General features: G+C 72.9%; 11 protein-coding genes. 3 read left to right on the plus strand and 8 right to left on the minus strand.

The window, feature by feature from the left end; genetic code table 11:
• The first annotated feature begins 140 nt into the window (after positions 1–140).
• On the plus strand, positions 141–971 hold the full coding sequence (locus E1211_RS26710) for a helix-turn-helix transcriptional regulator (protein WP_132352086.1): 831 nt from the start codon (positions 141–143) through the stop codon (positions 969–971).
• A gap of 125 nt (positions 972–1096) precedes the next feature.
• Here E1211_RS26710 and E1211_RS26715 read toward each other — a convergent pair whose 3' ends face one another.
• Both E1211_RS26715 and E1211_RS26720 read right to left on the minus strand, forming a co-directional pair.
• Positions 1097–1747 carry a M23 family metallopeptidase gene (locus E1211_RS26715; RefSeq protein ID WP_132352088.1) on the minus strand — a complete coding sequence of 217 codons (651 nt, stop codon included), beginning with the start codon at positions 1745–1747 and terminating at the stop codon, positions 1097–1099.
• A 70-nt stretch (positions 1748–1817) separates the two neighbouring features.
• Positions 1818–3977 carry a serine/threonine protein kinase gene (locus tag E1211_RS26720; RefSeq protein ID WP_132352090.1) on the minus strand — a complete coding sequence of 720 codons (2160 nt, stop codon included), beginning with the start codon at positions 3975–3977 and terminating at the stop codon, positions 1818–1820.
• A gap of 628 nt (positions 3978–4605) precedes the next feature.
• Here E1211_RS26720 and E1211_RS26725 point away from each other — a divergent pair.
• On the plus strand, positions 4606–4938 hold the full coding sequence (locus tag E1211_RS26725) for a nuclear transport factor 2 family protein (protein ID WP_132352092.1): 333 nt from the start codon (positions 4606–4608) through the stop codon (positions 4936–4938).
• Positions 4939–4978: 40 nt separating this feature from the next.
• Here E1211_RS26725 and E1211_RS26730 read toward each other — a convergent pair whose 3' ends face one another.
• From E1211_RS26730 to E1211_RS26750, 5 genes are read right to left on the minus strand one after another with little or no spacing between them, the layout of a single operon-like run.
• Positions 4979–5566, minus strand: a complete 588-nt coding sequence (locus tag E1211_RS26730) for an energy-coupling factor transporter transmembrane component T (RefSeq protein WP_132352094.1) — start codon at positions 5564–5566, stop codon at positions 4979–4981.
• A 5-nt stretch (positions 5567–5571) separates the two neighbouring features.
• Positions 5572–6258, minus strand: coding sequence for an energy-coupling factor ABC transporter ATP-binding protein (locus E1211_RS26735; protein WP_132352096.1), 687 nt, complete (start codon positions 6256–6258; stop codon positions 5572–5574).
• Positions 6255–7418, minus strand: a complete 1164-nt coding sequence (locus E1211_RS26740) for a thiolase family protein (protein WP_132352098.1) — start codon at positions 7416–7418, stop codon at positions 6255–6257. Before E1211_RS26740 ends, E1211_RS26735 begins: the two co-directional genes overlap by 4 nt.
• Positions 7411–8664: a class I adenylate-forming enzyme family protein gene (locus E1211_RS26745; protein ID WP_207915522.1), complete on the minus strand. Its 1254-nt coding sequence runs from the start codon at positions 8662–8664 to the stop codon at positions 7411–7413. The genes E1211_RS26740 and E1211_RS26745 overlap by 8 nt, the downstream gene beginning before the upstream one ends.
• A complete protein-coding gene (locus tag E1211_RS26750; protein ID WP_132352100.1) occupies positions 8661–9284 on the minus strand; it encodes a biotin transporter BioY in 624 nt (207 codons plus the stop codon). The genes E1211_RS26745 and E1211_RS26750 overlap by 4 nt, the downstream gene beginning before the upstream one ends.
• Positions 9285–9423: 139 nt before the next feature.
• On the opposite strand from E1211_RS26750, the gene E1211_RS26755 reads away from it, so the two are divergent.
• On the plus strand, positions 9424–10077 hold the full coding sequence (locus E1211_RS26755; RefSeq protein WP_132352102.1) for a TetR family transcriptional regulator: 654 nt from the start codon (positions 9424–9426) through the stop codon (positions 10075–10077).
• A gap of 112 nt (positions 10078–10189) precedes the next feature.
• Here the strand turns inward: E1211_RS26755 and E1211_RS26760 are convergent, their stop codons facing one another.
• Positions 10190–10381, minus strand: a complete 192-nt coding sequence (locus E1211_RS26760; protein WP_132352104.1) for a ribonuclease — start codon at positions 10379–10381, stop codon at positions 10190–10192.
• Positions 10382–10401 lie beyond the last annotated feature (20 nt).

The raw sequence follows: 10401 nt of genomic DNA on the forward strand, positions 1-10401 counted from the left end.
GGCCAGGGGCCAGGGGCCATCACAAGGAAAGCAGCCCGATATCGACGGCGGGTGGGCCGAGAGCGGCCCATCGTTCCTAGGACTGGCAGTGCCACCCTGTAAAATGGCAAAGAAATATCGGATGAAGGTGGAACGAAAGCGTGCAAGAGCTCACTCTGGGCGATTTTCTACGCGCGCGCCGTGCGGCGGTCGCGCCGGGCCAGGGCGACCTGCGGTCGGCGCCGTCCCGACGGGTGAAGGGAATGCGGCGCGAGGAGGTCGCGCAGCGGGTCGGCGTCAGTGTCGACTACTACGTGAAACTCGAACAGGGGCGGCGGGTCACCCCGTCGGACAACATCCTGCACGCTCTCGCCGACGTCCTGGAGCTCGATGAGGCGGCCCACGAGCACCTGTTCGACCTGGCCCGGCGGGACAGCCAACCGAAACCGAGGCACCGGCCGACGCAACGCGTAAGCCTCGGAATGATCCGCCTGATGGAATCACTCGGCGAAGTGCCGGCCATTCTCACCGGACGACGTACCGACATCCTCGCGGCGAATCCCGCCGCCCGACTCGTCATCGACGATTTCCATGCGATTCCCGCGCGCGAGCGGAATGGCGTCCGCCATGTGCTGCTCTCCGACAAGGCCCGCCTCATCCATCGGGACTGGGAGGCCTCCGCGGCCGGCCTGGTCGGGATGTTGCGGATGTACTGCGGACGCCACCCGAACGACCCACGGGCGGCGGAACTCGTCGCCGAGCTGACCGCCAAGAGCGACGCCTTCCGGCAGCTCTGGTCCGAGCGGCACGTCGCGAAGAAGATCATCCTTGATTCGAAGGTGATCGAGCATCCCGTCGTCGGCCCGATCCGTCTGCATCTCGAGGCGGTGCAGACGACGGAGGACCGCGAGCAGACCCTGCACGTGATGATGCCGGACTCCGCGTCCCGGTCGGCCCTGCGGCACCTCAACAAGCTGGCCGGCGACCGCTGACCGTCGCGCCGGGAGGGGCGGCGTCCCCGGCTCCGGTCTCGCCGGCCGACCCTCAGGCGGGCACCACACGGGGAAGATCAGGCGATGACGGGCCCGGTTGATCTGCCGCCGGCCGGGACCTGCGATCAGCCGCAGTTGTTGCTCGTACGGCGAACCGTGTACTCGCGGTCGTCGTGCGTGATGCCCGACGGCGAGCCGTCGAACCACGTCTCGACCTTCTCCCAGCCCCGGCGCTGCTCGAAGTGCAGGTGCGGCGCCCCGGAGTTGCCGGTGCTGCCGAGCCGGCCGATCTGCTCCCCCTGGGCGACCCGCTGACCCTCCCGCACCGACGGCGGTTCGAGCAGGTGGAGGTACTGCGTCTCCCACCGGCCACCATGGTCGATCTTCACCCAGTAGCCGCCGCCGCGTCCGCGCGGCCCCTCCGGGTTCTCCGGCGTACGCCCGCCGAGCGAACCGTTGATCCCGGCCACGGTGACCGTCCCCGCGGCGGCGGCGAGCACCGGCCTGCCCCACGCCTCGCCCTCGATGGGGAACAGGTCGACGTCGTAGTCGTCGTGACCCGGATAGGTGCCGAGCTGCCACGTCTCGCCGCAGGCGACCGGAAGCTGGAACAGCGGACGCGGTCCCGGCGGCAGGAGCATCGGTACGACCAGCGCGGCGACCACCAGGACGGCCGCCGCCGCGACGAACGCGAGGACGATCCGGGCCGTACGGCTGCGGGGGCGGCGGTGGGTGTGGCGTCTGCGCGGGCTGCCGGTCGTCACCGGACGAAGCATGGCAGACGCCGGCAAGCCCGCACCGGCCCGGGCGCGACGGATCACCGGCGCCGGCAGCCCGTCCGTGTCCTCACCTCAGCAGCCACTTCTGGTTCTCCGTGGCGTCGTCACAGGTCCACTGCTGCAGCGGCGCGCCGTTCTCGGTACGCCCGTCGACCACGTCCAGGCACTTGCCGCTGCTGACGTTCACCAGCTGGCGCTCCTCGGTCAACCTGAACTTCTGCGCCGGAGTGCCGTTGCAGTCGGTCAGCTGGACCACCGCGCCGTCGTCGCTCGAGGCGTTGGCCACGTCCATGCACCGGCCGTCCAACCGGATGCTCTGGTCCGACCCGAAGGTCCAGAGCTGGTTGCGGTCCCGGCCGGCCAGGCAGTCCCGGATGAGCAGGCGCGGCGAGCCGGGCGCGTCGAGGTCCTTGGCGTCCAGACACCTGTCGCTCGCCACGCCGACGATCCGGCTGCCGGGCTTACGCGGGACGGGGCTCACCGTGTCCACCGACGGATCCGCCTGCGGCGTCCGCGGCGCGTCGGCGTTCGTCGGGACGTCCGTGTTCGGCCGGTCGCCGTCCGGCTTACCCGAGTCCGCGCTGAACCCCGCGGTGACCTTCTGGAACGCGCTCGCGCTGGCGGCCCAGAGTTCCTCCGGCGCCGACCAGAGGATGCGGAAACCCTGCTGGCCCGCGGTCGCGAAGGTGCGCTGACGCGCGTGGACGACGGTGCCGCTGTCGGCCGTGTAGACCCACTCCCAGTCGGCGGCCCGAAGCCCGTAGTTGACGGCGACGATCTCGATCCGGCGGTAGTCGCGGTACGTCCCGTCGACCGCGTCCGTCTCCCGTTCGGTCAGCTCGGCCACAGGATCGCCGCCGGGCGCGTCGCCCCGGCTCACGGCGAGCATCCGCTCTCCGTCCGGCTCGTGGAACTCGACAGTCGTCCCGTGCCGGACGATCCGCCAGTCCCGCGGCGCCGGCACGGAGTAGCCGCTGCGGTCCCGGTAGACGGACCAGGCGAGCGCCCCCGGCGCCGGGGAGGTCGACGAGTCCGACGCGGCCGTCTGCGGGCCGGCGGCGTCCACCATCTCGCCCACGTCGGCACCGTCATCGGACGTCCCACGGTTGGCCAGGGGAATGCCGATTCCGAGCCCGAGCAGCAGCAGGCCGGCGAGCACGCCGACCAGCAGGGACCGTCGGCGGCCCGCCGCGGTGATCGGGGACGGCCCGCCCTCGGTCGCCCCGGTCGGCGACGAGCCCCGGTCGGAGGCGACGGAAGCCGGCAGCGTGGCCGGCACCTCGGAAGTGGGCGGCTCGGCGCCGGCCGACTCCGGCGAGGACGCCGTCCGGGACCCGCTCGGTAGGCCCCCGGGGTGCTGCGGCACCAGTTGGGTCTTCGCGCTGAGCGCCACGTGCTGCGGCGCCTCGGCGAGCATCCGGCGCAGTGACTGCTCCGCGGTGTCGGCGTCCATCCGCTCGGCCGGGTCCTTGCGGAGCAGCCCCTCCAGCAGCGGCAGGAGCGGACCCGCGTGGCGGGGCCGGGGCGGCGGTTCGGTGACGAGCGCGGTGAGGCTCATCATGCTCGACGGCCGGGCGTACGGCGACTGGCCCTCGACGGCCGCGAAGAGGGTGGCCCCGAGCGACCACAGGTCACCGGCCGGGCCGACGACGTTCTTCATGGCCCGCTCGGGCGACACGTACGCGGGCGAGCCGAGCACGACGCCGGTGAGGGTCAGGTTCGAGTCCTCGACAGCGGTGGCCAGACCGAAGTCGGTGAGCACGATCCGACCGTCGGCGCCGATGAGGATGTTGGCCGGCTTGACGTCGCGGTGCACGAGCCCGGCGCGGTGGGCGGCGCGGAGCGCACCGAGCACGGCCAGCCCGATCTCGGCCGCCCGCAGCGGCGCGATCGGACCCTCGCGGGTGATCACGTCGTGCAGCGACCGGGACGGCACGTACTCCATCACGATCTGCGGGTCGCCGTCCGCGCTCAGCAGCACGTCGAAGACCTTGACGGCGCTCACGTGGTCGAGTCGGGCGATGGCGCGCGCCTCGCGCAGCGACCGCACCCGCAATTCCTGCCGCGCCTGGTCGGTCAGGTTGGGCGGCGGAACGATTTCCTTGATGGCCACGTCCCGGTGAAGCATGCGGTCACGGGCTTTCCACACCCGACCCATTCCGCCCTGGCCGAGCAGCTCCACGACGTCATACCGATCGGTAACAAGGAGTGGTACGTTCTCCGGCACGCGGGCGAGGCTACCTGCCCGATCCGGCGACTATTTTCACGCCGCCGCCAACGGGCCTTTTGTGATCGGGATCATCCCTGCCCAGCCCACCGATCACGCCGCCGATCGAGCTCATCAGGTAACGACGGTCAAGCACACCGTGAGGATTTTCGAGGCCGATTCCCATCGGCTCCGGACACGCCGGCAATCATCGATGCCGAGGCGTCACCAACAGTCACCGGAGTAACACTTTCGACGGTGAGTCGTGAACTCCGCCCGCCCCGAGGTCGGCGAATGGCGGAAATCAACCGGCGCCGCACCGAGCCGCATCCCGGCCGCATTCACTCCCCCGTTTCGGCGAGCACGCGACGCCGGGACAGCCGACGACCGCCGGGTGGCCCCGATCCGGCGCCACACCACTGCGGACGGATGACCGCGTACGACGCGACGCAGCCGCCCGGGCCAGCGGGCACGTTCCGCCCGATCCGCCCGAATCGATGTTCTACGCTCAGCCGGGAGGTCGTCGCGCGACGCCGGCCACGGACCGGACGGGACGTCGCCATCGGCCTCCGCTTCGAGACGCCGTCCGCAACCATCACGCTCGCGACGCGCTGTCCCGCGCATCGCACGACCGCCGAAAGACTCGCTCATGACGACCAGCGACATCCCGACCCCGATCCAGGCGTTCATCGACGCCACGAACCGCGCCGACTCGGACGCCTTCGTCGCCGCGTTCACCGACGACGCGTACCTCAACGACTGGGGCCGCGAGTTCCGCGGCCGCGACGGCGTCCGCGACTGGGACCGCACCGACAACATCGGGGTGCAGTCGCACTTCGAGTTCAAGGGGATCAAGCCCGGTGCCGAGCCGGAGAGCTACGTGGTGACGCTGACGGTCTCCGGCAACGGATACAACGGCACCGGCCCGATGACCTTCCACCTGCGTGACGGTCTGATCTCCAGCCTGCGGATCAGCGGCTGATCCGACAGCCGCCGCCCGGCGGCGGTGGCCCGGCCCGGGATCAGTCGACGCCCCGGGCGGTGAGGGCGTCGGCGAGGTCGTCGGAGTGCTTGAGCGCCATGACGAGCAGGGGCACGACGAAGGCCAGCGGCTGCACGGGTACGCCACGCGCGCGTTGCGCCTCGCGGACCTGTACGGCGAAGCCCGCGATGACCGGCACGGTGGTGATGGTCATCGAGAGCATGAGGGCGATCCGGCTCGGGTTGACCCCGAGCCGGCGCAGCGGCCCGAGGGCTCGGGCGACGGCGTCGATCAGATCCTCGGTGCGGGTCGTGAGGGTGACCAGGGCGGCGAGGAGGACGACCACGACGACCCGGGTGATGTTGACCGCCGCCGCCGGCAACGACAGGAAGACGGCCTGGGGCACGAGCATGACGAGGACGAGCCAGCGCAGGCCCCGCAGCTGCCGGCCGAGTTCGGGCAGCCCCAGGCCGGTCAGCAGGTAGCCGCCGAGCACGAGCGCGGCAGCCCCGGCGAGCAGCCACGGACTCGCCGGGGCGAGTGAGATCGTCAACGCGAGCGCCATGACGGCGAGCAGCTTCGGGCCGGCGGGCATCCGGTGCAGGACACTGCCGCCCGGCCGGTACATCGTGATCAGCGCTGCTCCTCCTCGTACCGGGCGACGACGGCCACCGGGTCTCCGTGGTCCACCAGCGTGCCGGCCTCGAACCGGAGCGCGACGTCGCAGCGGACGGCGAGCCGGGGATCGTGGGTGACGATGACGAGCTGCTGCGGCATCTCGTCGAGCAGGAACCCCGCGATGCGGCGGCTGTTCGCGGCGTCGAGGTACGCGGTCGGTTCGTCGGCGACGACGAGGCCGGGCTCGCGGATCAGCACCGCGCAGAGCGCGAGGAGTTGCTTCTGCCCACCGGAGAGGGTCTGGGCGGGCGCGTCGGCCTGCTCGGTGAGGCCGAAGCGGTCGAGCGCCGCGGCGACCCGCGCCTGGATCTCCGGACGGGAGAGCCCCTGCCCGCGCAGGGAGAAGCCGACGTCCTCGGCCACGGTCGGCATGATGATCTGCGCGTCCGGATTGCTGAAGACGAAGCCGACCCGGCGGCGCACCCGCTTCGGTTGCCGGGCCGGGTCGATCCCGTGCACCCGTACCTCCCCGCGGGTCGGGGTGACGAGACCGTTGAGCATCCGGGCGAAGGTCGACTTTCCGGAGCCGTTGGCGCCGATCACGGCGATCCGGCGGTGGTCGAGGTCGAGTGAGAGATCGCGCAGCACCGGCCGACCGGAGAACTCGACCGAGACGTCCTCGAAGCGGATCCCGGAGTTCACCGGACCACCTCGAAGAGGGCGGCCACGCCGATCCCGCCACCGACGGCCGCCGTGGCGAGGCCGAGCGTCCCGGCCGGGGCGCCCGATCGCACCAGCCGGGAGAAGAGGCGCACCACGCCGACCGCTCCGCTCGCGCCCCAGGGGTGACCGAGCGCGAGCGCGCCCCCGTCGGCGCAGACGCGGTCGTCGACCTCGTCACCGGCGGCCAGACCGAGTCGGGTGAGCACAGCCAATGTCTGCGCGGCGAACGCCTCGACGATCTCGACGGCGGCGACGTCGGCGAGGGTCACGCCCGCGCCGCGGAGCAGGGTCTCGACCGCGGGCACTGGCCCGATCCCGGGCAGGGCCGGGTCGCAGCCGACGGTCGCGCTGGCGACCAGGGCGAGCCCCGGCGCGCCACCACGGGCGCCGGCCGGCACGATCGCGACCGCCGCGGCGCCGTCGCTGTTCCGGCAGGAGTTGCCCGCCGTGACGGTGCCGCCGTCGGCCGCGTCGGGGAAGAGCGCCGGGAACCGGTCGAGCATGGTGGGGATACGTGGACGTGGACCGCTGTCGCGGGTGAGCCCGTCGAGTGGCACGAGTTCGTCGTCGAAGCCGCCCCGCTCCCGGGTCGCGGACGCGAGCCGGTGACTGCGCGCGGCGTAGCGGTCCTGGCGGTCGCGGCTGACGGCGTCGCGCACGGCGAGGTCCTGGGCGGCGCGCACCATGTCCGGGTCGGCGAAGCCGGCGGGGGCGAACGGCGCCCTGGTGTACGCGACCCCGCCGGCGATGCGGGTCGGCGCGGTGGAGGCGCTCTCGGTGCCGCCCGCGATGCGGGCGCGAGCGTCGCCGGCCCGGATCGCGTCGGCGGCGGTGACGATCGCGGCCAGGCCGCTCCCGCACTGCCGGTCGAGAGTCATTCCCGGCACCGAGACATCGAGCCCGGCGGCGAGCGCCGAGAGCCGCGCGATGTTGCCACCCGGACCCATGCAGTTGCCGAGCACGACGTCGCCGATCTCCAGCGGCGTGGCCGTCGCCCGCGCGGCGTCGTCGACGCAGGCCCGGACGACGGGAGCAGCCAGCCGCTCCACGGTGACCTCGGCGAGCTGGGCCCCCTTGCCGGCGATCGGGGTGCGCCGCGCCGCGACGACGACCGGGAGAGCGTGGGCGGGCTCAGACAACGCGGCTCACCGTCCCCTCGATCGCGTCCTGCCTGATCCGGTTCCGGGCGGGCTTGCCGGTGGCGGTACGCGGCAGGCGCTCGGTCCAGAACCAGCGGCGGGGCAGGTGCGTGCCGGACAGCAGCGCGCCCGCCCGGCTGCGCAACTCGCGGACCGACGGCGGCCGGGCGCCGGGGCCGGTCTCGATGACCGCGGCGACGAGCGATCCCGCCCTCGTGTTGGGCAGCCCGAAGACCACCGCGTCCTCGATCCCGTCGATCCGCTGGAGTGCCGCTTCGACGTCCTCCGGGATCACCGTCGCCGCGGCGGTCAGGATGGCGCCGTCGCTGCGCCCACGGAACCGCAGCGGATCGGCCTCGTCACCGCCGACCAGGTCACCCACCGTGCCCCAGCCCTGCTCGTCGCGGCGGAACGGCCCGGGGACCGTGCCGAGGTACCCGCCGGCGAAGTACGGGGACCGGACCCAGAGCACGCCGTCGTCGACGCGGGTCTCGACCCCGTCGAAGGGGCGCAGCCCGCGGCCGTCGGGGTCGACGGCGACGAAGGAGAGCTCGGCCGCCCCGTAGTAGGAGACCAGCCGGATACCGGCCGCCTCGCTCCTGCTCCGCAGGTCCGGGTCGAGCCGGGCGCCACCGACCAGGGCGACGCGGAGCCGGTGCGCCAGGCCGGCCTCGATCCGTTCGAGGACGCCGCGCAGGGCGTACGGCGTGCCGTGCAGCACCGTGGCGTGCGCGAGGTCCGGGTCGGAGACGGTGTGCGTCCGGGGCAGGAGGATGCTCGCGCCGACCGCGCGGGCGTGGACGACGGAGAACATCGTCACCGACGAGACGAGCGGCGAGGGGAGGTAGACGACGTCGTCGGCGGTGAGGTCGCAAAGCCGCTCGACTCCCGGGTACGACGTGGACCAGGAGTCGTGGGTGCGGACGATCACCCTCGGCGTCCCGGTGCTGCCCGAGCTGAAGGTGGCCCATGCCATGCCCGGTACGGGATCCGCCTCGGCGACCGTGGCGACCAGGCGGGCCCAGTACTCGCCGTGCCACCGGTCGTCGCCGATCAGTGGCACACCGCCCGCCGCCCGCACGGCGAGGGCCGTGGTGAGGGCGGCGACCCGGTCGGCGTCGAGGATCGGCACCACGCGACCGGGCGCGTCCACTCCTGCCGCCCCGGCGGCCGCGATCCGCTCGCTCAGCTGCGCGTCGGTCAGCGCGGTCGGCCCGCAGCGGACGGCGGCTCGTTCGCTCGTCACCGTACGCTCGCATCGGTCCGCGGCTGCGCGGCCCGCGGCCGGGGCGCGGCCGTCGTCGCGGGACCGAACGCCCGGGGGTACGCACGCCAGAGCGCCATGGCGACCGCCGTCGCGATGAGCACCTTCAGCAGGTCTCCGGGGAGGAAGACGGCGCTGGACAGGGCCGTCTTCCCGAGCGGGAGCCGGGTGACGAGCGCCTGGACCGGGATGCCGACCGCGTAGACCACGAGCGCGCCGCCGATGAGGCAGCCGAGGGCCGTCCGCCACCACGTCGGCGGCCGGTTGCCGAATCTCGCGATGGCCCCCACCACGAAGGCTCCGGCGACCCAACCGAAGAGGAAGCCGGCCGAAGGGCCGACGAAGACGCCCGCCCCACCACGGCCACCCGACAGCAGCGGCAACCCCGCGAGGACGAGCACCAGGAAGAGCGTGACGGCCGCCGCGCCCCGCCAACGTCCCAGGACGGCGCCGGCGAGCATCACGCCGAGTGTCTGCGCTGTGATCGGCACGGCTCCGCCGAAGACCGAGATCGCGCCGGGGATACCCAGGACCGCCAGGATCGCGGCGAAGACCACGATCCTCGTGACGTCCCGCGTGTCGAGACTGCGACGTCGCTCCATGATCGGCTCCTTCTCCGCCCGCGTGGGTCACCCGAGGACGGCCTCTCGCCCGGCGGCAGGGCGCAGGCGTTCGGACGACATGGAGAACGGCGTTCACCTGAACACCGTTCTCCTGAACGGCGTTCACTATACTTGCGGGATGCCGAGGCAGGAAAGCACAGCCGCGTACGCCCGCAACTCCCGTGACGACGTCGTCGAGGCGGCCCTGGGCATCCTGGACCAGCAGGGACTGCCGGACCTCACGATGCGTCACCTCGCCGCTACACTCGGCATCCAGCCGAGCGGCCTCTACTGGCACTTCCCCAACAAGCAGGCACTCCTGGCCGCGGTCTCCGACCGGATCATCGCGGGCGCACGCACCGTCGACACCACCGGACGCAGCTGGCAACACCGGGTGCGGGCGGAGGCCGGCGCCCTGCGTGACGCGCTCCTCGCGTTCAAGGACGGCGCCGAGGTCGTCTCGAGCACCCTCGCCCTCGGCCTCGGCGCGGAAGGGCTCCAACGGCGCCTCGCCGGGGCCATCGACGCCGGCGGATTCGATGAGGAGACCAGCGAACTCGCCGCCGCCACCATGGTCCACTTCATCGTCGGCCACGCCTTCCACGAGCAGCAGCGCATCCAGGCCGACAGCCTCGGCGCCGTCGCCCACGCGCACGCCCTCGACCGGAAGGATCCCACGGAGGCCGCCGGCCGCCCGGAAGCGTTCGACTTCGGAGTCACGCTCCTCATCGCCGGGCTCGAGATGCGGCGGACGCACCAGCCGACCGCTCCGGCGCCCGCCGACGGGCCCTAGAAGTCGGCCGTTCGGGCGGCTCCGGGTTCAAGGGCTACGGGCACCGGAAGCCCCGGACCGACCCCGCCACGCCGGAGGTGCCCAACGCTGCGGTCGGCCGCGCACGGCAGGGCTACTGCGCCGGAGCCCCCGGACCGACCTCGCCGTGCCGGAGGTGCTCGGCGTTGCGGTCGGCCTCGCCACGAGCGTGGGCGGCACCGGCGCCCGGGTCCTCGGTCCGGCGCCCCTCGACGTCCTGGTACGCCTCGCCGCGCTCGAGCGCCTCGTCCTCCTGCTGCCGCCGGCTCTTCTCAGGTGTGCTCATCCCACCCCCCTACCCCCCAC

Source organism: Micromonospora sp. 15K316 (assembly GCF_004348525.1).
GTDB lineage: Bacteria > Actinomycetota > Actinomycetes > Mycobacteriales > Micromonosporaceae > Micromonospora.